Here is a 22,150-nt window from a genome sequence, read left to right as displayed (position 1 = left end):
CTGCTCCTTTGTGCTGAGTTCAAAGGAGAAAGCGCGTGGCCGATCTCTCAGTTCCGGGCCCGGCCCGCCTTCGAGGCCGCCCCGACGATTGACGCCAGCGTGCCGGCGCAGCGGTCTAGAGATCAATTGAGTATTGTGTCCCCGGAGTTGCCCCGCCGCGAAGAAAGCCGTGGTCGCCCTAGTCGAGCGCGAAGGTCACGTTCGCAGCTTCCATGTCGCCAACGTCAACGCGAAAACCCTTCGCCCGCTCATCGTTACCAACGTCGATCGCGCTTCGCACCTTATGACCGACGAAAGCATGGTCTATACCCGCGTCGGTCGCGAGTTCGCCGGTCATACCAGCGTCATTCACAGCCAGAGCGAATATGTCCGCATGGGCGGCTTCGCCCATAGCAACACCGCCGAAAACTTCTTCTCCATCTTCAAGCGCGGCGTCATCGGCACCTATCACCATATGAGCGAAGCGCACCTTGGCCGCTACGCCGCCGAGTTTGATTTCCGCTACCACACCCGTAGCGATACCGACGCCGAGCGCGCCGACCAGTCCCTTCGCGGCATCTATGGTAAGCGCCTTACCTATCGGCGGACTGACAAACTCGCCGCCTGATTATTACGAGCCGCCAGAGCCTATCGGCGAGCGCCGCAAGTGCTGGACTCGATAAGAGTCCAGTTGCGCCCCCAATCGTTTGACCCCCATAACTGCCCATCACCAAAAGGCTTGGGGGACATTGATACGATGGCAAACGAAGGCCCTTTGATCATCGGGGATTTTTCGATCCCCGACGTTTTCGCAGATGATGCCATAACATTTGACCTCGTAAATCAGACAATCCGGATCACCTTCGCCACAGTGCGCCCGGAAAGTCCGGTGGTGGGAATGAAAGAGGCCCTAGTGGCGACGGGAAGGCTGATAATGCCAATAGCTGGGGCGCAACGCCTCAGCCTCGTCCTTCACGACTATCTGATGAAGCGCGGCCTCGACCCGTCGGCTTCGATCCGCGACGGGGAGACCCCCCAATAGGCTTGTGCGGCGTCGGCGGCGTGTTCAGCATACGCCGAAGCACGTCATCCTCGTTGATATGATCGGTGTCTGACATGACTGACCTTTCAAACGCATTCGCCGCGCCGTTCTTAAAGCTTGAGAGGGCCAAACACCACCTCGCCGAACTGGAGGCCTCCCTTGTGGAGTTCTTTGCAACACCCGTTCCAATTTCGCGCTTTGAGCCTTGGCAGAACGCCGATGGAACATGGGGCATGGAAATTGCCTCAGAACCCCACGACCCGCCGCCCATGACAGCGACTATCCTAGGGGACATCATCCACAACCTGCGTTCTTCACTTGACCTCATGGCATGCGCCCTGGCTTTGCAACGCGGCGAATCCCCCGATGGCGTTCACTTCCCATTCGCAGGGGAGGAGGACGACTTGGACCTCATGATCCGTAAAAGACGCTTCAACCTCTGCGGAGAGGACGCCGTTAGGCTGCTAAAAACGCTGCGCCCCTACAAAGGCGGGAATCTCGAACTGCGCGCAATCCACGATCTGGACATCATCGACAAGCATCGCAGCCTAGTGCCCAAGCCAGACGCTATGTTCCACGTCGAATTTCCTCAACTAGGGGAGCAACCGGACGGGCGGCTCATTCTTGGTAAGCCGTACATCGCAAATCGCGGGACCCCCTCCCTAACAGCGCCCGACGATTGGGGCGTCGGCTCGCGCCCTGTTGTCGAGACGCTGAAAGATTTGGTGGAGCTTTGCGAAAGCATCCTGAAAGCCTTCGTCGCGCTGAAGGCGAGCCCTGAGTAGGGGTGTGATAGTAGAACAAACCTCTGGGGAGAGGGATTGCTCTAATCGAGAAAGAGCGCTGGCCTGTCCTCGATCTTGTGCCATGGAGTCGCTGCTTTCTCAAGTATATAATTGCCAAAGCGATGGCGAAAATCGAGAGCGTCGCGATTGATAATTTCTACTCCTCGCCCATCCTGAGCGCCGCAATAAACGCCTTCCTCCTTCGCTGAAGCTTCGGCGGGCGGGCCTGCGTCACTCCTCGCCCATTCTAAGCGCGGCGATGAAAGCTTCTTGAGGAATAGAGACCGAGCCATATTCGCGCATGCGTTTTTTGCCCTCTTTCTGTTTGTCGAGGAGCTTCTTCTTGCGGCTGATATCGCCACCATAGCATTTGGCGGTGACGTCCTTGCGCAGCGCCGCGATCGTCTCGCGGGCGATGACCTTGCCGCCGATCGCGGCCTGGATGGGGATTTTGAAGAGGTGGCGGGGGATGAGGTCCTTCAATCGCTCGCACATGCCGCGGCCGCGGGCTTCGGCGGTGCCGCGGTGGACGATCATCGACAAAGCGTCGACCGGCTCGGCGTTGACCAGGATGCTCATCTTGACGAGGTCGCCCTCGCGGTGGCCGATCTGATGATAGTCGAAGCTCGCATAGCCGCGCGAAATGCTCTTCAGGCGGTCGTAGAAATCGAACACCACTTCGTTCAAGGGCAGCTCGTAGGTGAGCTGGGCGCGGCCGGCGACGTAGGTCAGATTCTTCTGGATGCCGCGGCGATCCTGGCAGAGCTTGAGGATCGGCCCCAGATATTCGTCGGGGACGTAGATGGTCGCCTCGATCCACGGCTCCTCGATGCTGTCGATGCGGTTGGGGTCGGGCATGTCGGCCGGGTTGTGGAGCGCGATGGTGCGCTCGCCGGTGCCGTCCTTGGCGCGGCCCAAATGGATGTTGTAGACGACGCTCGGCGCGGTGGTGATGAGGTCGAGATCGTATTCGCGGGTCAGGCGCTCCTGGATGATCTCGAGGTGGAGGAGGCCGAGGAAGCCGCAGCGGAAGCCGAAGCCCAAGGCGGCGCTGGTCTCCATCTCGAAGCTGAAGCTGGCGTCGTTGAGGCGCAGCTTGGAGATCGATTCGCGGAGCTTCTCGAAATCGTTGGCGTCGACCGGGAACAGGCCGCAGAAGACAACCGGCTGGACTTCCTTGAAGCCGGGCAGGGGGTGCGCGGTGGGGCGTTTCGCATCGGTGATGGTGTCGCCGACGCGCGTTTCGGAAATGTCCTTGATCTGGGCGGTGATGAAGCCGATCTCGCCGGGGCCGAGTTCGGGCAATTGCTCGATCTTGGGGCGCATGCAGCCGACGCGGTCGACCAGATGGGTGGTGCCGCCGGCCATGAACTTGATCGTCTGGCCCTTGCGGATGTGGCCGTCGATGACGCGGATCAGGATGACGACGCCGAGATAGGGGTCGTACCATGAATCGACCAGCATCGCCTTTAGCGGCGCGTCGCGCTCGCCCTTGGGCGCGGGGATGCGGGCGACGATCGCTTCCAGTATCTCGTCGATGCCGATGCCGGTCTTGGCGCTGGCCAGCACGGCGTCATCCGCGGGAAGGCCGATTATGTCCTCGATCTCCTTCCTGACCTGCTCGGGCTCGGCGGCGGGGAGGTCGATCTTGTTGATGACGGGGACGATCTCATGGTCGTGCTCGATCGACTGGTAGACGTTTGCGAGCGTCTGCGCCTCGACCCCCTGGGCCGCGTCCACCACCAGCAACGCGCCCTCGCACGCGGCGAGGCTGCGGCTGACTTCATAGGCGAAGTCGACATGGCCGGGCGTGTCCATCAGGTTGAGCACATAGGCCTCGCCGTCGCGGGCGGTGTAATCGAGCCGCACCGTCTGGGCCTTGATCGTGATCCCGCGCTCTTTCTCGATCTCCATATTGTCGAGCACCTGGCTCGACATTTCGCGGTCGGTTAGCCCTCCGGTGCGCTGGATCAGCCGGTCGGCGAGCGTCGACTTCCCATGGTCGATATGGGCGATGATGCTGAAATTGCGTATCTTCTTAAGATCGGTCATTTTATGCTTTTCGACGGAGTTGCGCGCGCCCTAGCACCGGCGGCGGGGGAGGCCAATTGGTAGTTGGCCGCGCCGGCGGCGGGCGGGGCCGATCCGCCCTTTCCGGCCACGCGGCCTTCCGCCCGGCCGCGCGAGGTGCTACAGCGTCGGCGCGGGTTCGGTATCCGGCCTTCGCCTCGTCCGCCCGCCGGTTGCGTCACACACCAGGTTTCGGGGGAGACTGACGTTGCGCACATCCATCTTGATCGCCGCTCTGGCCACCGCCGCTTTGGCCGCGACTCCCGCGCTCGCCCAAGGCAAGTCCTCGGGCCGCAAGTCGCAGGAACGGGGGCAGGCCCAGATTCCGATCTGCACCCAGAAGCTGGGCACCATCGCCATCGTCGAGCCGGACGATAATTGGTGGCGCGAGCTGGGGCTCGGCAGCCCCGAGGCGATCATCAAATTGTTCGTGATGAAATCGGGCTGCTTCGGCTTGGTCGATCGCGGCAGGGGCCTCCAGAACCGGAACCTGGAACGCGCGCTGGCCGATTCGGGCGAGCTGCAGGAGGGGTCGAATATCGGCCGGGCGCAGGTCAAGGCGGCCGATTATTTCATCGTGCCGGACATCGTCTCGAAGAATTCCAACAGCGGCGGCGGAGGCGTCGGCGCGGCGCTGGGCGGATTGCTCGGCGGCGGCCTGTTCGGCGGCATCGTCGGTGGCATCAGCATCAAGAAGAAGGAGGCCAACGTCATCCTCACTTTGGTCAACAGCCGCACCACCGAGCAGGAGCGAATGACCGAAGGCTATGCCCGCAAGACCGACATCGGTTTCGGCGGCGGCGGCGGCGGATTCTGGGGCGGCTTCGCCGGGATCGGCGGGGGCGGCTATCAGAATACCGAGATCGGCCAAGTGATCGTGCTCGCCTATCTCGACGCCTATACCGATCTCGTCACCCAATTGGGCGGGTTGCCGCTCGACCCGAGCGCGGCGGCCCCGGTCGCGCGTTGATCCGATCCGCTCGTGCCGCCTTGATATCAGGCGATCTGGTTGCAGGGCGAGGTGGCGCCGCGGCCGTCGCTTCCCCAGCGGCGAAAGCCCTTGGAATCGACGTGGAAGCGCAGGCCCGAATAGAAACCCAGGCCGACGCCATGTTCCTGGCCGCGAACATCGTGGATTTGGCACAGGCTGCGGATCATGCCGTCGCGGGTGGCGTCGGCGGAGGCGGGGATCAGGTCGAGCGCGAAGAAATGGCGGTGGGCGCTGGCCTTCGCCCCGCCCGAACATTGGTTCAGCCCTTCGTTGCGATAGCCCGAGACCGCCTCGACCGCGCCGATCGCCGGCGTCACATGCGCCTTCACGAAGCCGAGGGTGGCGGCAATGTGCTGCCATTCCGCGATCGGCGCGACCTCGAAGCGGGGGCCGTCGCAGGTCCGCCACATGCTGGCGGTGCGGACCAGCTGCCAGGTCGGCACGACCGCGCCGACATTCTCCATGTCGAGATATTGCCTGAACGCGAGCACCTGCGCGCGGGCGGCCGGCTCGCGGGCGAGCCAGGCAAGATAATCGGCGCGCGCCTGGCCGTCGGCGGGCCCGGCGGCGAGGGAGGGCGAGGCGAAGAGAGCCGTCAGCGCAAGCGCTGCGATCCGAAATAGTTTAGGCATAACAGGTATATAGCACAAATATGTGCGCTTTTTCAACCCTCCTTGCGCCCCGCTCGTCACAGGGTTGCGCGTAGCGCGATGCGCGTTAGCATCGGCAGGCGGGCAGAGGAGCGGGTACATGGGCATGCTTAAGCGGGCGATCGGAATGGCGATGGCGATGCTGGCGGCGTGCGCGCCGGCCCAGACGCCCGAGACAGCGGCGGCGAGCGCGACCGGCACCCTGATCGTCGGCAACAAGGGCGAGGACACGCTGAGCTTCATCGACCTGGCAAGCGGCGCCGAGTTGGGGCGCGCGGCGACCGGGCACATGCCGCACGAGATCGCAATCTCTCCCGATGGCCGGCGCGCGGCGGTGGTCGCTTATGGCGGCAGCACGATCGACATTTTCGATGTCGCCGCGCGGGAGAAGCTGCGGACGATCGACCTGTCGCCCAATGAAGGGCCGCACGGGCTTGTCTGGCTCGACGACGGCCGGCTGGTGGCGACGACGGAGCGGAGCCGATCGCTGACAATCGTCGATACCGCCAATGAAGACGCGGTCACCGCCATCCCCACCGGCCAGGAGGGGACACACATGGTCGCGGTCTCGCCCGACGGGAGCCGCGCCTACACCGCCAACATCCCGGCCGGCACGGTGACGGTGATCGACCTCGTGGCGGGCAGCAAGCTCCGCGACTTGGAGGTGGGCGGAAGGCCGGAGGGCATCGCGCTGGCGGTCGGCGGGCGCGAGCTCTGGGTCGGCGACCTCGAAGGCGCCCGGGTGCAGGCGTTCGACACGCAAAGCTTCGAGCGGCTGGCCGAGGTGACGACCGGCCGGGTGCCGATCCGGGTCGCCGCCAGCCCGGACGGGCGCTGGATCGTCACCTCGAACCTCGGCTCGGGCAGCCTCACCGTCATCGACGCTTCGACGCGCGAGAAGGTGCGCGACATCGTGCTGAGCGGCGCCGAGGAAGCGGGGCAGGTGACCATCCTCTTCTCTGCCGACGGCCGCCGCCTCTATGCCGCCGAAACGGGGCGCGACCAGGTGGCGGAAGTGGATTTCGCCAGCGGCGAGGTGCTGCGCCGGTTCGCGGTCGGCCGGAACGGCGACGGGCTCGCCATCGCGCCCTGAAACCGGAGCCGCGCGGGAGCCGCGCCGGGCTGTCCGTTTCATGAACGCGAAGTAGTGCTGGGTTCACGCAACCCCGGCTAGGATCGGTTCGTTGTTGAGGCAGCGGCTCCGTTAAGGGGCATGTTAGGAGTAAGAGAGATGAAAATGATGATCTTGGCCGCCACGATGGCGGCAGTGGCCCTTCCCGCCGCGCCCGCTTTGGCCGATCCGCCCCGCAAGGAGAATCGGGAATATCGGAAGGACGTCCGCAAGGCGCAGAGGGATTATCGCAAGGATCTGCGCCGGGCCGATGATCGCCGCGACGTTCGCGAAGCGCGCCGCGATTATCGCGAGGACGTCCGCGACGCCCGCCGGGATCGCCGCGAGGACATCCGCGACTGGAGGCGCTACCGCAATTACGACTATAATCGCTTCGAGCGCGGCCAGAGCCGTTATTATGCCGACCGCTATTATCGCAGCGGCAGCTATTATCAGCCGCGTCGGCTGGGCTATGGCGAGCGCATCTATCGTGGTTCGAACGGCCAATATTATTGCCGTCGTTCGGACGGGACGACGGGCCTGATCGTCGGCGGCATCGCCGGCGGCGTACTCGGCAACATCATCGCGCCGGGTGACAGCAGCACGATCGGCACGATCCTGGGCGGCGCCGCCGGCGCCCTCCTCGGCCGCTCGATCGACCGCGACAACATCACCTGCCGCTGATTTCAGCGGAAGGCACGAAAGAGAGGCCCGGCGGCATTGCCCGCCGGGCCTTTTCTTTGCGTTCAGCCGTAGACGAAGAAGTCGGCGGCGGTGAGCTCGGTTCCCGGCGTCACTTGCGCGAAGAGGACGGCGGCGGCGCCCCCGTCGCCGTCGGCATCGTAGAAGATGTCGCCCGTTGCCTCGTCGTAGAGGATGCGGTCGCTCGCATCCTCGGCCGTAGTTCCGGCGCGAAAGGCGTGGTTGGGGAGCCTGCCGTCGGCCTCGACGCCTTGGAAAATCGCACGATCGAGGCGGATGCTGTCGTCGGCGGCGGAGAAATCCAGGATCGTGTCGGCCTCGTTGGCGCGGAGCAGCGTATCGAAGAAGAAGCTGTCCGAACCGGTGCCGCCGTCCAGCCTGTCGCGGCCGCGTCCGCCATGGAGGCCGTCGTCGCCCGCCCCTCCATCGAGCAGGTCGTTGCCGGAGTGGCCGTCGAGGATGTTCCCCCCGTCATTGCCCCGGATGATATTGGCAAGGCCGTTGCCGGTGCCGTCAATGTATTGCGCGCCGGTAAGGGCCAGGTTCTCGACATTGCCCTTCAGCGCGAAATCGACCGAGCTTCGCACGCGATCAGCGCCCGCGTCACGGGCTTCGACGACGCGATCAGCGAGATGATCGACGGTATAGAGGTCGTTCCCCTCGCCCCCGGCCATATGATCGGCGCCCTCTCGGCCGTCGAGCCGGTTTTGGCGGGCATTGCCGGCGAGCCGGTCTTCAAACCCGGAGCCGATTGCGTTCTCAATCGAGAATAGCCGGTCGGGGTCCGGTGAACCGGCAACCGATGCGGCGCCGGCCGCGAGATCGAGGGTCACGACACCGCCGGCCCCGGAATAATCGACCGTGTCGTACCCCGCGCCGCCGACGAAGGTATCGCCGCCACCGCTGTATGCGATCACGTCGTTGCCGCGCCCGCCGGCGAGCCGGTTGGCAGCGCCGTCGCCGGTGATGCGATCGTCATGGCCCGAGCCGACGACATTTTCGATGTTGTAGAGACGGTCGCGCGTCCGCTCGGCATCGTCGGCCTCGACCACAGGCCCGTTCCAGCCGCCGCCCCAATAGACCGGTCCAGCTCCCGTTCCCGCCTGGATGGCCAGGTTGGCGGAGAGGTCGACCGTCAAAGCCGAACGCACGTCGGAATAATCGACCGTGTCGACGCCTCCACGCCCATTCCCAATGTCGTTTCCGGCGTCCGGTGAGATGACGTTGGCGTTGTCATCGCCCAGCAATCGGTCCCCTCTGCCAGTGCCGATGACATTTTCGATCCCGAGAACGGTATCGCGACCGTAGCGAGGGCCGGCGGGTTCTCCGGGGATGTCGTATAGCTGCACATCTTCGGAATAGCCGGCGGCGAGGTCGACTATGACGGCATGGAGGCCGTAATTTCCTAGCTCCGAATAATCGACTGTGTCCCGACCCCCGCGACCGTCGATATGATCTCCCCCGCCTAAACCTCTGATGATGTTGTCGTTGTCGTCGCCGATGAGACGGTCGTCGTAATAGTTCAACGAGCCGGCAAAGTTTTCGACGCCTCTTATGGCACCTGTGTCTCCGAAGGCATCGATCACCAAGTTGCGGGCGAGGTCGACTGTAACCCCTTGATACGCCTCGACGAGATCGGCCCAGCCATCGCCGTCGTTGTCTGGAACATATTTCTGGGTGCCGAAAGCGCCGAGCGTGTCGATCCCCGCTCCGCCGTCCAGCAATGCGGCAGCGGCGTCGAGGCTGAAGTAATCGTTTCCGCCAAATCCCATCAACGTATCGCCGGCGCCGCCGCCAAGATAGTTGGAGACGCCGCTGCCGCGCATCTCGTCCGCGAAGGCCGATCCTCCCGACAGAGATTCGATTCCGGTCATCGTCTCGCGATTGCCATGCCCGTCGATGGCGACCCCCGTGCGAAGGTCGGCGAAAACGCCCTGGACCGCATCCACCATGAAGAAGACGGCACGATCGCCGGTCGTGCCATAAATCTGGTCACGCCCGTCATCGTCGCCGCCATGGTAATGATCGACGCCGCCCCGGCCGCGCAGCACATCGTTGCCGCTGCCTCCTACCAACAGGTCGTCGCCGAGGCCGCCGTCGAGATGATCGATGTTGGCGCCGCCAAACAACTGGTCGTCGCCCTCATCGCCCCACAGCATGTCGTGACCTCCGAGGCCATGGAGTTCGTCGTTGCCGTCTTTTCCTTCGAGCCATTCCCCGTCCGCCGTGCCGCGATGAACGTCGTTTCCGGCTGTTCCTTCGTAATTCGCCACAAGATATCCCCCGATTTGCGGCCGACATAAGCCGCTGCTCCCAAACAGCCGGCGCCGTTTGGCGCTCCCACCTCGGTCAAGTCTGTTTTCCGTGATTTGGCAAGGTGCTTAGCGGAATGGAACCGGCCTTCCCTTGAAGGTCAGCGATTAAGCTCGCAGCGACCTTCCTCATTCCACGTCATTCTTCCTCGAACCGGCACGCCGGGAGCCCGAGCGTTGCCGCCTCGGTGCAGTCGCGGACCTGGACGTCGCCGTTGGGGGCGATGAATATCGCCCAGTCGTTGCCGTCCGAGCAGCGGGCCGTCCACATCGAGAGGTTCTCGTAATCCTCCTGATAGCCTGAAGCGTCCACGCTCTTGCAGGTGCCGCCGCTATCCTGGACCGCCCGCCGCAGCGCGAGGCCGCGGTTCATCTCGCTCAGCGACCTGAGGCGGTCGACATACTCCGTGCTGGCCGTGATCCGCGTCGTCGGCGTTCCGCCCGCGTCGCCGCCGCCGCCGTCGCAACCGCCGAGCGCTACGAAGATCAGGGCTCCGGTTATTGTCGTCATTCGCCGCATTATCGTCTCCCGTTGGCGCGAGGGGTGTCGGCGATCCCCGAGGCGGACGCAAGTCAGGCGGTCGGCCGCGTCGCGCAATCGGGGAGCCCCGCCCGCCGGGCAGCCTCGCACAGCATGACCTGAGTCGTCCCGTCGGGGCCGAGCAGCAGCGCCCAGTCGGTGCCGTCGGCGCAGCGCGCGGTCCACATCGGCAGGCCCTCATGCTCGCCGACATAGGCCGAGCTTTCGACGCCCTGGCAGGTGAGGTCGGCGTCGGCGTCGCGGATCGCGCGAATGAAGGTCGCGTTGCGCTGTCCCTCGTCCAGCGCCAGCAGGGCCTCCTGAGAGGCGTCCGCGCCGGCGACGTCGATCGGTGTGTCGTCCGCTTCCGGAGCGCCGCGCTCGCATCCGGGCAGAGCCAGCATCAGCGCAAGTCCCGCGCCGGCGATCACAATCCGCACTTCAATTCCCCTTTCATGGATGCCCGGACAACAAACATGCCGCCGCCCGGTTTCATGAATCGCGCGCTGACCGCCTTATCGGGTGTGGATTCTCCAGCGCCGCTGCTCCGCGGTCGCGCCCGGAACGTCGTTGGAGCGTCGCATCGTGACCGTGCCGGCGCTGCTGAACGGTGTCCCGTCCTGGAGCTTGCCATAGGTCTGCACCGGCACTTCGACATAGAGCGAGCCGGCGGCGCCGGATATGTCCGACGGCGCGCCGATGAGGGCGTGATGCTCCGCATATTTGTCGAAGCCGGCGGCGAATTCGGCGAAATTCTTGCCGTTTCCGCCCGGCGCGCGGAGGCGCCAGGCGCTCTCATAATCGCCCTCTTCGATCAGCGCATAATAAGTCTGGAGCACATCCGCCGCGCCCTGGGCGCTTTCGGGCGTGAACGGCGCTTCCGAGATCGGCCCGCGATCGTCGGGGAGCGCGCCGGCCTGGCCGGGCGAAGGCGGGTCGAGGGCTTTGGCCGGCGCCGCGACCTCCGCCGGAGCCTCGACGCTCTCGGCCTCCCCGGCCATGTTTTCCTCGCCCGAACAGGCGGCGGTCAGGACGAGCAACAGGAGAATGGGTTTCATGATGGTTCCCTGAAGGCGCGATCCAGGGCGGTCAACGCCAATGGGCGGGAGGTGGGTTGGTGGCCGGATGCAAAAAAGGCCGCGCCCGATCCATCGAACGCGGCCCTCCTTTTTGAGCCGGGCTCGCTCAGGTCGGATCGGCGGCGGCCTTGGCCGCGGCGTCGAGCTCTGTTTTGGTCATGGCGATCACCAGGCCGCGATCGTTCTTCGCGAACGAAGTGGCGGGGATCACGACGCGGCTCTCGCCGGTGGCGACGACGGCGCCCTCGGCGCTGACCGATTCGACGGTTCCGACCAGGTCGCCTTGCGGGTCGCGCACCTCGGCGCCGGCCTTGAGCTCGGCGCTGACCGTGGCGTCCGCATTAGCGTCGGGCGCGGCGTCGGCGGCCTGATCGGCGGCGTCGGCGGCGGTGTCCGTCGCGGTATCGACCGCGTCCTCGGCGGTATCGCGAGTGCTGTCGACAGTGTCCTGCACCGCGTCGAGATTGCCCGAGGCCGGCGGCGTCTGGACCGTCGCGCCGACATCGGTGGTCGATCCGACATCGACGCCGACCTGCGCCATTGCCGGCGCGGCGAGGATCGCGGCAGCGGCCGCGGCGGTCAGCAGGGTGGTTCGATTATGCATTCATTATCTCCATTGCGTCGGGCGGTGTGCCTCCCGAGCTTTGGAAATTAACCATCCGCGCGCGCGAAAGGGCGCATTCCGGGCGGCCAACCGTGTCCATTCCCCGATGAGAGGGCGGCCGCCTCAGAGCACGTATTTGCTGAGATCGGTGTCGCGCGCCACTTCGGCGAGCTGCCTTTCGACATAGTCCGCATCGACCGTCACACGCTCGCCATGCCGTTCCTCGGCCTCGAAGCTGACATCCTCGAGCAGTTTCTCCATCACCGTCTGGAGGCGGCGGGCGCCGATATTCTCGATCTGGCCGTTCACCTCCGCCGCGATGCGGGCGATGGCGCTTATGCCGTCCTCGGTAAAGACGACCTCGACGCCCTCCGTGCCGAGAAGGGCGCTATATTGCTCGGTCAGGCTGGCGTCGGTCTCGGCCAGGATGCGGACGAAATCCGCCTCGGTCAGCGCCTTCAATTCGACCCGGATGGGGAGGCGGCCCTGGAGCTCGGGGAGGAGGTCGCTGGGCTTGGCGACGTGGAAGGCGCCGGACGCGATGAAGAGGATATGGTCGGTCTTCATCGGGCCGTATTTGGTGGCGACCGTCGTGCCCTCGATCAGCGGCAGCAGGTCGCGCTGGACGCCCTCGCGGCTGACCGATCCGCCGCGCACGTCGGAGACCGCGATCTTGTCGATCTCGTCCAAAAAGACGATGCCGTTCGCCTCCGCGTCCTTCAGCGCCGTGCGGTTGACGTCGTCGGTGTCGAGGCGCTTGTCGGATTCCTCCTCGACCAGCTTGTCCCAGGCTTCGGCGACGCGCATTTTGCGCTTCTTGCGCGGCTGCTGGCCGAACGCCTTGCCCATCATGTCGCTCAAATTGATCATGCCGACCTGGCCGCCCATGCCGGGAATCTCGAACGGCGTGTTGGGCGCCTCGACCACCTCGATCTCGACTTCCTTGTCATTGAGATGATTGTCGTGGAGCCGCTGGCGGAAGGCCTCGCGGGTCGCCTGGCTGGAATCCTTGCCGGTCAAGGCATCGAGCATCCGTTCCATCGCCGCCTCGGACGCGGCCTCGCGCACCGCCTCGCGGCGGCGCTCCTTTTCCAGCCGCACCGCTTCCTCGACGAGGTCGCGAGCGATCTGCTCGACGTCGCGGCCGACATAGCCGACCTCGGTGAACTTGGTCGCTTCGACCTTCACGAACGGCGCGTCGGCGAGCTTGGCGAGACGGCGCGAAATCTCCGTCTTGCCGCAGCCGGTGGGGCCGATCATTAGGATGTTCTTCGGCGTCACTTCCTCGCGCAGTTCGTCGGAGAGACGCTGGCGGCGCCATCGGTTGCGCAGAGCCACCGCGACCGCGCGCTTGGCCTCGGTCTGGCCGACGATATGGGCGTCGAGGGCGGCGACCACCGCCTTGGGAGTGAGAGCATCGTTCATTCACATTCCTGAATGTTGCGCGTCATTCCAGCGAAAGCTGGAATCTCCCTCCCTCTGCGGAACGAAAGGAAGGAGATTCCAGCTTTCGCTGGAATGACGAAGGAGTCCCCGTCTAGATGGCCGCCGCAGCTTCGGAATCAAGCGGTGCAGCGGAAACCCTCGAACAGGCGGCGGTGCGAGGCGATTATGCGGGCGATGTCCTCCGCCCGCGGCTCGGCCCGCCATTCGTCGCGCTCGAACGTGCCGCCGAGGATGATGCCGTCGGGGCGGGGAAACATGTAGCCGGCGTCGCCGGTGAAGGCGTAGCGAACCTCCGGCTGGGGCAGCAGGATGGCGAGCTGGCCGCGCACTGGATGCAGTTCGGTATCGCCGAACAGCTCGCGGGCGCCGAGGCCGGTGCAGTTGAACACGAGCCGTTCGGGCAAGGCGGAAATCTCGGCGGGCGAGGCGAAGCGGCGGATGGCGAAACGGCCACCGGCGACGTGGATGTCGCGCATCATCTGGCGGAGGAAGCGGCCGGTCTCGACATACATCGTGTCGAAGCGGACGACGTTGTCGACCGGGAAGGGGTGATCCTGGGATGACAGCCGCGCGGCGGCCGGGTGATAGGTGTCCGCCGGGCCCGCATCGCCGCCGGATTCGGCATAGGTGGTGAGCCAGCGTATTCCGTAATCGTCGCCGATCATGATCTGGAAGCGGCGCCAGCTATAATCGAGCGCGCGGGCGAACTGGGCGCGCCATTCGGGCGTCACCGCGTCGTCGCGATAATGGCCGAACGGGCTCCACTGGCCGCCGGCGATGTTGGAGGTCGTGTCGGGCGGCAAAGCGGCCGTGTAGAGCGTCACCGGGAACCCGGCCTCCTGGACGAGGCGCGCGGTAGTGAGGCCCATGATGCCGGCGCCGATCACCGCGGCCGGTCCCTGGTGGCCGGGCAGGCCAAGCTCGGTCGCGAGCTTCGACGTGCCCCAACTCAAGGTGATGCCGGCGCCGCCATGGCCGTAATTGTGGACGAGCCGCTTGTCGCCCAGCGCCTCGGCCCGGACGACGAAGCCAGGCGCGCGATAGGGGCGGAGGCCGGCGACGGTGCGGATGACGCGGTCGGCCGAGACGTCGACCGGCGGCAGGCAGCCGGTGGGCGCCGCCGACGCCGATGGCCGCGCAATGGTGGTGGCGCAGCCGGGAAGGGCGAGGCCGCCCAAAGCGAGCGCGGAGGAGCTGACGAAGCGGCGGCGGTCCAACATCGAAAGGAGCCTAGCCTCATTCGTCATTCCCGCGAAAGCGGGAATGAGGTTCTCAGGCGGATGCAGCGCCTTCGATCGTCTCCACGGTCAGATTGTCGTTGGTGTAGACGCAGACCTCGGCGGCGATCTTCATCGCCTTGCGGGCAACGGTCTCGGCATCCTCTTCATAGTCGAAGAGGGCGGTGGCGGCGGAAAGGGCGAAATTGCCCCCGGAGCCGATGGCGGCGATTCCGGCGGCCGGCTCCAGCACGTCGCCGTTGCCGGTGAGGATGAGGGTCACGTCCTTGTCGGCGACGATCATCATCGCTTCGAGGTTGCGCAGATATTTGTCCGTCCGCCAGTCCTTGGCGAGTTCCACGGCAGCGCGCATCAATTGGCCGTGATGCTGCTCCAATTTGCGTTCCAGCCGCTCGAACAAGGTGAAGGCGTCGGCGGTGGCGCCGGCGAAGCCGCCGATCACCGAGCCGTCATGCAGCCGCCGGACCTTGCGCGCATTGGGCTTGATCACGGTCTGGCCGAGCGACACCTGGCCGTCGCCCGCCACCACCACATTGCCGTTCTTGCGCACGCCCAGGATCGTCGTGCCGTGCCAGCTTTCCATGTCCGCTCCCGCTTGTGTCGGGGCTATGTGGGAAAGCCGGCGCGGGGGCGCAATCCCGGGGGCGTCGCCAGACCGGCTATTGCATGCCGATGACGGGCGGCGTCGGCGCCTCGTTGCCGGCATTGCCACGGATCGCGTTGTTTCCGTAGGAAAGGACGCTGCCGCCATTGATCCTGAGCGCCTCGATGGTGCTGCCGGTGATGACGGTCCCGTACAGCCGGGTCGTGGGCGTGCCGCCGCCCAGCCCGTTGTTGATCCCGAACCGGTTGTTGGAAAGCACGCTGTTGCTGATATGAGCCGACGCATCCGACAGGCTCACCTCCACGGCCGCGCCGTTGGGATGCCCGGCGATCGCGGAATCGGACAATGTCAGCTTGGTGAGGGTTCTGGCCTGGATCCCTGCGTCGGCGCCCCTGAATATGTTCACGCCATGGACATCGAGCAGCACGTTGCCCGCGGTTGGCACCGAGGCGACGCTGGCGTTGCCCATATTGTAGAATTGGGAGTCGGCGATCGACACGCGGACATTGGCGCCGGTCGTCTCGATCGAGACGCCGCGGCCGGCGGTGCCGGTGCCGGTGAAGTTGGCGATCCTGACATTGTCGATGTTGACCGAATCCGCGTTGAGGATGCGGACGCCGCTGCCGGCGGTCGTCGCGGCGCCGTTGATCGACAGGTTGCGGAGCGTGACGACGATGCCGGCGCCGTTGATGATGACTCCGCTCGTGCCGGCGGCAAGGATCGACGATTCCGGTCCGTAGCCGTCGATGGTGATCGACTTGGTGATGGTGATGGCGCCGAACCCGCCGGGATCGATGACGTTGATCTCGCCATTGGTGGCGGTCTTCGAGATCGCGCCGGCAAAGGTCTTGCACGGCGCGGTGCGGCTGCAGGGATTGACGTCGTCGCCGACGCCCGAGACCCAGGTGCGCGTGGCCTGGCCGAAGGCCGGCGCCGCGATGGCGACCGACGCCATCAACATAAGAGATGTCACCGACTTGTGCATTTGAAGCCCTCCCTGCTTTCGATTGCCCTCGGCGATTGCATGCCTCGAACTCGGAATGTAATCGCAAGCATCCCTCATTGCTTCATGGCAATGATGGGAAACTCTCCTACAATATAATCCAAGACCGTTACAGAAAGAATCGCCGAATTGGACAGGTTTCTCTATAACCGTTGGTTAAACGGTCTTTATTCATTTACTAAGAAACTGGATCGACTATCTTATTTATCCGATCCCTTCGCCTTGCCCCAGGCGCGGGCGGCGGTGTAGCCTAGATAGCCGGTGCCGAAGAGGGCGTAGAGTTCTTCGGGAATGCCGGAGAGATAAACGGTCATGCCCTGCCCGATCCCATGGGCCATGCCGGGATTGACGGCGGCGATCAGGCCCATCGGAACCGACCAGAGCAAGAGCGCGTACATCACGTAGAGGAAGCTCGGCCGGGCGCGGCTGGTCCAGGGATCGGCGCTGCGCGCTTCGGCGATGATCGCGCTCATCCGCGCCTCCACCGCCCGCATTTCCTGGCTGCCTTCGGCCTTCAGCAGTTCCAGCTTGGCGCGGTCGCGCGCCTCGGGATCGGGAATGATCTTGTCGATGAGCGCGGCCACGGGGCCGATAATGCCTGCGATGAGTGACATGATTTTCTCCAAAGTTGATGAAGTTGATGGATGCCATGCGATTCAGCCCAAACGGTTGGCGAGCCAGCCGTAGAGGAAGGCCTCGTTGGCCGGGCGCTGCTCGGCGAGGCGGAGATAGCGTTCGCCCTGGAGCGCCTCGATCGCCTTCAGCAGTACAACTTCCCCGCTTTCTCCGCGGCGGTCGACGAAGCCGGCGAGGGCGGCGAGGGTGCGCGGCCCGATGCGGCGGTCGACGGCGATGTCGGCATAGTCGCTGGCGCCGCGATTGAGCGCGTTCAGCGCCCGCTGGAGGAAGCCGGCCGCCACTTCCGGCCCCATGTTGACACCGGTGTCGAACAATTCTTCCGCCACGCGCGGCGCGTGCCGGGCGACGGCGTCGAGCCCGGGACGGAGCCAGTAGATCCGGCGATAGATCGCGACCGCCTCGGCGCGCGGAAAGGCGCGCATGTCGCCACGGAAACCGTGCGCCCGCGCCACCGCCTCGGTCACGCCCCAGCGGGTGGCGCCGCCCTTGTCCGCCGGATGGTTCGAATAACCGCCTTCGCGGCCGATCACCTCTTCGATCAGATTGTCGATGTCCATGCGCTTGCTCCCTGGCTCGAGTCGCGCCACTAATAACCAGAAGGGATATCTGTAGGAAAACGGATTATCCTCGTGGGTGTTGCGTTGGCGGGCGGGTACGAGGCCGGCCTTCATCGGAGGGCCATGCGCGGTTTCGCCGCTTGACGGCCCGCATCGTTGCTGCGAAAGGGCGCGCGGGCGGGCCGCGAGACTTTAGACGTCTTTGCGTGGGGATGAGCAGTGCCCGAATATCCAGTCATGACGGGGCGAAGGCCCTTCCAGCCGGCGCGGCGATTTCGTCCGCGACGCCTCGCGGCCGCCGTTCCGGCCGGCTGACAGCGGCGATCCAAGCAAGATGGGGGGCACCCATCCGGCGCTGGTTACCTTCATGATCGACATGGACCTCAATCTCCTCAACAGCCTCGCCGCGCTGATCGAGACTCGCAGCGTCTCGCAGGCGGCCCGGCGACAGCGGATGAGCCAGCCGGCGATGAGCCGCGCGCTGGCGGAATTGCGGCGGCTGTTCGACGATCCCTTGCTGGTGCGCACGCGGGGCGGAATGCTGCCGACGCGGCGGGCCGAGGAATTGGCGGAGCCGCTGCGCGCCTGGCTGGACGGGGTGTCGCGGCTGGTAGCGCGCCCCGGAGTGGAGCCGGCGACGCTGACGCGGCGCTTCCGCGTCGCCGCGTCCGATCACGGCGCCCGATCGGTGCTGATGCCGTCGCTCGCGGCGATCATGGCGGCGGCGCCGGGGGTGGCGATCGACGTCAAGCCGGTCCCGGCCGATGCGGTCGCCCGGCTGGCCGGCGGCGAGATCGACCTCTTGATCGGAAGCGCCGAGCCCGACCGCAGCCTGGTCCATGAGCGGCACCTGTTCAGCGAGACGATGCTGTGCGTCGTCCGGGCCGGCCACCCGCTGGCGGCCATGGCGGACGGGGCGCCCGCACTGGAGGACATACTCGCCTGGCCCCTGGTCGGCGTGGCCCTCTCGGACGACGAGCCCGATCCGTTGATCCGTGTCCTGCGCGCGCGCGGGCTCGAAGGCCGGCTGATCGCCACCATTCCCTATTTCGTGGCCGCGCTGGAGATTGTCGCGCGGAGCGACGCGGCGATGCTGCTCCCGGCTTCGGCGGCGCACGAGCATGGCCGGGACGGGCGGCTTTGCCTGCTGCCGGCGCCGCCCGAGCTCGGCGCCGTGGACCATTGGCTGATGTGGCATACGCGCGGCCACCGCGATCCGGCGCTGCAATGGCTGATCGCGCTCATCGCCGACCGCTGCCGCGCCGACGCACGGACGGACTGTCCCGCCGAGGGCCTTCTCCAGGCGGCTGAATAACCGATATCCGCAAGCGCCGCATTTCCGTCAGACCCGACTTCTGACAATGGCGCCCCGGGGGCACAGGACCGAAGAGGGTCGTCGCGACGATCCGGGCTTTTTTTTTAAAGACCGGCGCCGCGCGACTTTTCCAGGATAGACAGAAATCCGCGTCGTCCCGCCCAGCCTTGTGGGTTGCGGGCATCGCCTATCAGCCCCCCAAACTCTTTTGAACAAAGGTAATGGATCGATGCGTCGCCTGCTTGCCGCCACCTGCCTCACGCCCGTCGCCCTTGCTGCCGCCGTCGCGCCGCTGCGGGCGGAAACCGTCATCAACTCGGCGCAGACGGCGCCGGTCCGCACCTCCACGATCGCCAGCGGCCAGCCGGACGACATCCGCATCGTCGCGTCGGGCTCGGTGAAACCCAATGGCGGCGCGGCCGTCACCCTCGACAGCGACAACGATGCCAGGAACGAAGGCACGGTCCAGATCAGCGGCGCCAGCGGCGCCACGGGCGTATTGGCCGAGGCGGGAGTCGACGGGTCGATCGTCAATACCGGCACCATCATTCTCGACGAGAATTACACCGCCACCGATGCCGACAAGGACGGCGATCTCGACGGTCCCTTCGCGCAAGGATCGGGGCGCTTCGGCATCCGGACCGGCGCGCTCGCCGGCAATGTCATCAATAACGGCACCATCACGGTCGAGGGCAACCAGTCCGCCGGCATCGCGATCGATGGGCCGCTGGGCGGGGCGCTGGCCAGCAGCGTCAAGGTCAGCGTGACCGGCGACAACAGCGTCGGCATCCGCGCCGGCGATGTCGCGGGCAATGTCCGCGTGACCGGCCTCGTCGAGGTCAAGGGCGCGAATTCCGTCGGCGTCGCCCTCGACGGCGATATCGGCGGCTCGCTGGTCGTGCAGGGCGGGATCACGTCGACCGGCTACCGCTCGATCACGGCGCCGGCCGACCCCAAGAAGCTCGACGCGGACGACCTGCTCCAGGGCGGCTCCGCGCTGACCGTCGCCGGCAACGTGGCGGGCGGCATCCTCTTCGATGCGCCGCCCCCCGATCGCGACGAGGACGAGGATGACGAGGATGATGACGGTGTCGAGGACGCCAAGGAGTCGCGCGCGGTCATCATGACCTATGGCGCGGCGCCGGCTGTCCGGATCGGCGCGGCGGAGGATATCGCGATCGGAGCCGTCGCCGGCGAGGCCGCGGGCGGCCATGGCATCGTCATCAACGGCGATGTCCGCGCCTTCGGCGTCTATCAGGGCGTCTCCGCCACCGCTCTGTCCATCGGCGGGCTGGGCGGCAGAGTCACGGTGGCCGGCGGCCTCGCCGTCAACGGCAGTGTCACCGCCGATTCGAGGGGCGGCGACGCGACCGCGATCCGCCTCGGCGACGGCGCCGACGTCGAGACCGTCAGGATCGCCGGCAAGGTCACCGCCGTCGGCGGCAAGGCGGGCACGTCGCGGGTCGAGGCTATCGCCATCGACGAAGGCGCCGATGTCGGCACGATCCGCAACAGCGGCCAGATCGCGGCCACCCTCACCGGCGCCGGCGGCAAGGCGACCGCCATCGTCGACCGGTCGGGCACCGTCTCTTTGGTCGAGAACAAGGGCGGCATCAGCGCCGGAGGCGGCAAGGACGCCGATCGCGCGATCGCCCTCGATCTGCGCGCCAACCGGGACGGCGTGACGGTCCGGCAGACGGCCGTCGCGGAAGGCGCCGCCGCGCCCTCCATCACCGGCGCGATCCTGTTCGGATCGGGCGACGACCTGCTCGACATCGCCGACGGCAAGGTGGTCGGCAATATCCGCTTCGGCGGCGGCTCCAATCGTCTCGCGCTGAGCGGAGACGCCCTCCATGCCGGCAACGTCGCTTTCGGCGCCGGCGCCGACAGCCTCGCGCTTGGCGGAAGCTCCAGGCTGACCGGCAATGTCGATTTCGGCGGCGGCGCGGACAGCCTGACGCTGGGCGGCACGTCGATCTTCTCCGGCACTCTGGCCGGCAGCGGCGGCCTCGCCGTCACCCTCGCCGGCGGGTCGCTCGACGTCGCCAACAAGGGGGCGGTGAGCCTGGGCTCGCTCGACGTCAGCGGCGGCGGTTCGCTGACCGTCAGCATCGACACCGGCGCCGGCACCAACACGCTCTACGATGTCGCGGGCGACGCGAGTTTCGGCACCGGCTCCAAGGTCAACGTCAAGCTGGACAGCATCTCGGACGGCGAGGGAAGCTACGTCATCGTCCGGGCCGGCAGCCTGGAGGGCGGATCCAACCTCACCACCGCCGGCGCGGTCCTCCCCTTCCTCTACGCGAGCAGCATCGCCGCCGACGACGCGGCCGGCGAGGTCGCGCTGAACATCCGCCGCAAGAGCGCGGCCGAGCTCGGCCTCAACCGCTCGCAGGGCGGCGCCTATGACGCGATCGTCGCCAACCTCGACAGCGATGCGCTTATGGCCGACGTGTTCCTCGCCATACAGGACGGCGACACGTTCCGCTCATCGCTCCGCCAGCTTCTCCCCGAACATGCCGGCGGCACTTTCGAGACCGTGACGCAGGCGTCGCGCGCCACGGCCCGTTTCCTCGCCGATCCGCGCTCGCCGATGGTTGACATGGGCGGCTGGGGCTTCTTCCTCCAGCAGGTCGCTTGGGGATCGAGCAAGGGGCTCGGCGACACCTCCTCCTACGACATCAACGGCTGGGGCGCTTCGGGCGGCGCCGAGCTCCAGGCGGGCGGCGTCGGCAATTTCGGCGTCTCGCTCGCTTATCTGCTCGGCAAGGATGCCGACGGCGGCACCGACAACGAGGTGAACACGCGCCAGGCGGAAATCGCGGCTTACTGGCGCAACAATTGGGACGCGCTCCAGGCTTTCGCCCGGGTCTCGGCGGCCCATGTGGATTTCGAGGGGCTGCGCCGCTTCACCGGCTCGACGGGGACCGAGACGGTGACCCGGGAATCGCGCGGCGACTGGAGCGGCACCTTGGTCTCGGCTGCCGCCGGCCTCTCCTACGAATTGCGCTTCGGCCGGCTTGCCGTCCGCCCGGCGGCGTCGATCGACTATTACCGGCTGAAGGAGGATGGCTATACCGAGAGCGGCGGCGGCACGGCGATGGACCTGGTCGTCGATTCCCGCTCCGGCGACGAGACCGCCGCCAACGCCACGGTCGCCATCGGCTACGACATCATGGGCGGAGCCGAAGTGGGCGAAGGCTTCTTCCGGGCCGAGATCGAGGGCGGCCGCCGCCAGCTGATCGGCGGCTCGCTCGGCGCCACCACCGCCCGCTTCGAGGGCGGCGAGGATTTCACCCTGCTCGGCACCGAGCGGGAGAGCGGCTGGGTCGGCAAGTTCCGCTTGCTCGGCGGCAACGATTCCTTCCTGATCGGCGGCGAGGTAAATGCCGAGGAGCAGCAAGGCCGCGCGGCGGTCGCCTTCCGCGCCTCGCTCCAGCTCGGCTTCTAGCCATCGTCTTCCCGCTGGACCCGCGTCGATCCGGCCTTAGGATGGGCTGGAC

Annotated in this window: 21 protein-coding genes; 8 read left to right on the top strand and 13 right to left on the bottom strand. The window is 66.2% G+C overall.

Going from position 1 to position 22,150, the window contains the following annotated elements; genetic code table 11:
* Positions 1-133: 133 nt before the first annotated feature.
* The 3 genes from ACFQRC_RS05395 to ACFQRC_RS05385 all read left to right on the top strand — a co-directional run bounded on the left by ACFQRC_RS05395 (position 134) and on the right by ACFQRC_RS05385 (position 1,806).
* Positions 134-607 carry an IS1595 family transposase gene (locus ACFQRC_RS05395; RefSeq protein ID WP_379958622.1) on the top strand — a complete coding sequence of 158 codons (474 nt, stop codon included), beginning with the start codon at positions 134-136 and terminating at the stop codon, positions 605-607.
* 147 nt (positions 608-754) lie between these two features.
* Positions 755-1,021: a hypothetical protein gene (locus ACFQRC_RS05390; RefSeq protein WP_379958620.1), complete on the top strand. Its 267-nt coding sequence runs from the start codon at positions 755-757 to the stop codon at positions 1,019-1,021.
* Between the two features lie 74 nt (positions 1,022-1,095).
* Positions 1,096-1,806 (top strand): hypothetical protein, encoded by a 711-nt coding sequence (locus tag ACFQRC_RS05385; protein WP_379958618.1) that lies wholly within the window; start codon positions 1,096-1,098, stop codon positions 1,804-1,806.
* A gap of 231 nt (positions 1,807-2,037) precedes the next feature.
* Here ACFQRC_RS05385 and lepA read toward each other — a convergent pair whose 3' ends face one another.
* The gene (gene lepA, locus ACFQRC_RS05380) at positions 2,038-3,858 is read right to left on the bottom strand and encodes a translation elongation factor 4 (protein ID WP_379958615.1); all 1,821 of its coding nucleotides are present in this window, start codon (positions 3,856-3,858) and stop codon (positions 2,038-2,040) included.
* Between the two features lie 226 nt (positions 3,859-4,084).
* Between lepA and ACFQRC_RS05375 the strand changes: the two genes are divergently transcribed.
* Complete coding sequence (locus ACFQRC_RS05375) at positions 4,085-4,846, top strand: CsgG/HfaB family protein (RefSeq protein ID WP_379958613.1); 762 nt, start codon at positions 4,085-4,087, stop codon at positions 4,844-4,846.
* A gap of 26 nt (positions 4,847-4,872) precedes the next feature.
* On the opposite strand, the gene ACFQRC_RS05370 is transcribed toward ACFQRC_RS05375, so the two are convergent.
* Positions 4,873-5,499: a D-Ala-D-Ala carboxypeptidase family metallohydrolase gene (locus tag ACFQRC_RS05370; RefSeq protein ID WP_379958611.1), complete on the bottom strand. Its 627-nt coding sequence runs from the start codon at positions 5,497-5,499 to the stop codon at positions 4,873-4,875.
* 118 nt (positions 5,500-5,617) lie between these two features.
* Here ACFQRC_RS05370 and ACFQRC_RS05365 point away from each other — a divergent pair, with 118 nt between their 5' ends.
* Positions 5,618-6,610, top strand: coding sequence for a hypothetical protein (locus ACFQRC_RS05365; protein ID WP_379958609.1), 993 nt, complete (start codon positions 5,618-5,620; stop codon positions 6,608-6,610).
* A 138-nt stretch (positions 6,611-6,748) separates the two neighbouring features.
* Positions 6,749-7,312: a glycine zipper 2TM domain-containing protein gene (locus ACFQRC_RS05360; protein ID WP_379958606.1), complete on the top strand. Its 564-nt coding sequence runs from the start codon at positions 6,749-6,751 to the stop codon at positions 7,310-7,312.
* Positions 7,313-7,374: 62 nt separating this feature from the next.
* On the opposite strand, the gene ACFQRC_RS05355 is transcribed toward ACFQRC_RS05360, so the two are convergent.
* The 11 genes from ACFQRC_RS05355 to ACFQRC_RS05305 form a co-directional block, all read right to left on the bottom strand.
* Positions 7,375-9,603, bottom strand: coding sequence for a hypothetical protein (locus tag ACFQRC_RS05355; protein WP_379958604.1), 2,229 nt, complete (start codon positions 9,601-9,603; stop codon positions 7,375-7,377).
* A gap of 178 nt (positions 9,604-9,781) precedes the next feature.
* Positions 9,782-10,153, bottom strand: coding sequence for a hypothetical protein (locus tag ACFQRC_RS05350; protein WP_379958601.1), 372 nt, complete (start codon positions 10,151-10,153; stop codon positions 9,782-9,784).
* Positions 10,154-10,215: 62 nt separating this feature from the next.
* Positions 10,216-10,602: a hypothetical protein gene (locus ACFQRC_RS05345; RefSeq protein ID WP_379958598.1), complete on the bottom strand. Its 387-nt coding sequence runs from the start codon at positions 10,600-10,602 to the stop codon at positions 10,216-10,218.
* A 75-nt stretch (positions 10,603-10,677) separates the two neighbouring features.
* The gene (locus ACFQRC_RS05340) at positions 10,678-11,220 is read right to left on the bottom strand and encodes a hypothetical protein (protein WP_379958596.1); all 543 of its coding nucleotides are present in this window, start codon (positions 11,218-11,220) and stop codon (positions 10,678-10,680) included.
* 127 nt (positions 11,221-11,347) lie between these two features.
* Positions 11,348-11,845 carry a hypothetical protein gene (locus ACFQRC_RS05335; protein ID WP_379958593.1) on the bottom strand — a complete coding sequence of 166 codons (498 nt, stop codon included), beginning with the start codon at positions 11,843-11,845 and terminating at the stop codon, positions 11,348-11,350.
* A 123-nt stretch (positions 11,846-11,968) separates the two neighbouring features.
* Positions 11,969-13,270: an ATP-dependent protease ATPase subunit HslU gene (gene hslU / locus ACFQRC_RS05330; protein WP_379958590.1), complete on the bottom strand. Its 1,302-nt coding sequence runs from the start codon at positions 13,268-13,270 to the stop codon at positions 11,969-11,971.
* A 137-nt stretch (positions 13,271-13,407) separates the two neighbouring features.
* The gene (locus ACFQRC_RS05325) at positions 13,408-14,511 is read right to left on the bottom strand and encodes an FAD-dependent oxidoreductase (protein ID WP_379958588.1); all 1,104 of its coding nucleotides are present in this window, start codon (positions 14,509-14,511) and stop codon (positions 13,408-13,410) included.
* A 52-nt stretch (positions 14,512-14,563) separates the two neighbouring features.
* Positions 14,564-15,112 (bottom strand): ATP-dependent protease subunit HslV, encoded by a 549-nt coding sequence (hslV, locus tag ACFQRC_RS05320; RefSeq protein ID WP_379958586.1) that lies wholly within the window; start codon positions 15,110-15,112, stop codon positions 14,564-14,566.
* A 76-nt stretch (positions 15,113-15,188) separates the two neighbouring features.
* A complete protein-coding gene (locus ACFQRC_RS05315) occupies positions 15,189-16,118 on the bottom strand; it encodes a right-handed parallel beta-helix repeat-containing protein (protein WP_379958584.1) in 930 nt (309 codons plus the stop codon).
* Positions 16,119-16,336: 218 nt separating this feature from the next.
* A complete protein-coding gene (locus ACFQRC_RS05310; protein ID WP_379958581.1) occupies positions 16,337-16,750 on the bottom strand; it encodes a holin family protein in 414 nt (137 codons plus the stop codon).
* 42 nt (positions 16,751-16,792) lie between these two features.
* Positions 16,793-17,332, bottom strand: a complete 540-nt coding sequence (locus ACFQRC_RS05305) for a glycoside hydrolase family 108 protein (RefSeq protein WP_379958579.1) — start codon at positions 17,330-17,332, stop codon at positions 16,793-16,795.
* A gap of 334 nt (positions 17,333-17,666) precedes the next feature.
* On the opposite strand from ACFQRC_RS05305, the gene ACFQRC_RS05300 reads away from it, so the two are divergent.
* Positions 17,667-18,647, top strand: coding sequence for a LysR family transcriptional regulator (locus tag ACFQRC_RS05300; RefSeq protein WP_379958577.1), 981 nt, complete (start codon positions 17,667-17,669; stop codon positions 18,645-18,647).
* Positions 18,648-18,876: 229 nt separating this feature from the next.
* Entirely contained in the window at positions 18,877-22,098 is a 3,222-nt protein-coding gene (locus tag ACFQRC_RS05295; RefSeq protein WP_379958574.1) for an autotransporter domain-containing protein, read from the top strand.
* Positions 22,099-22,150: the final 52 nt, after the last annotated feature.

Source organism: Enterovirga sp. GCM10030262 (assembly GCF_042666435.1).
Taxonomy (GTDB): domain Bacteria; phylum Pseudomonadota; class Alphaproteobacteria; order Sphingomonadales; family Sphingomonadaceae; genus Allosphingosinicella.
This window is presented reverse-complemented; position numbering and strand designations above follow the sequence as displayed.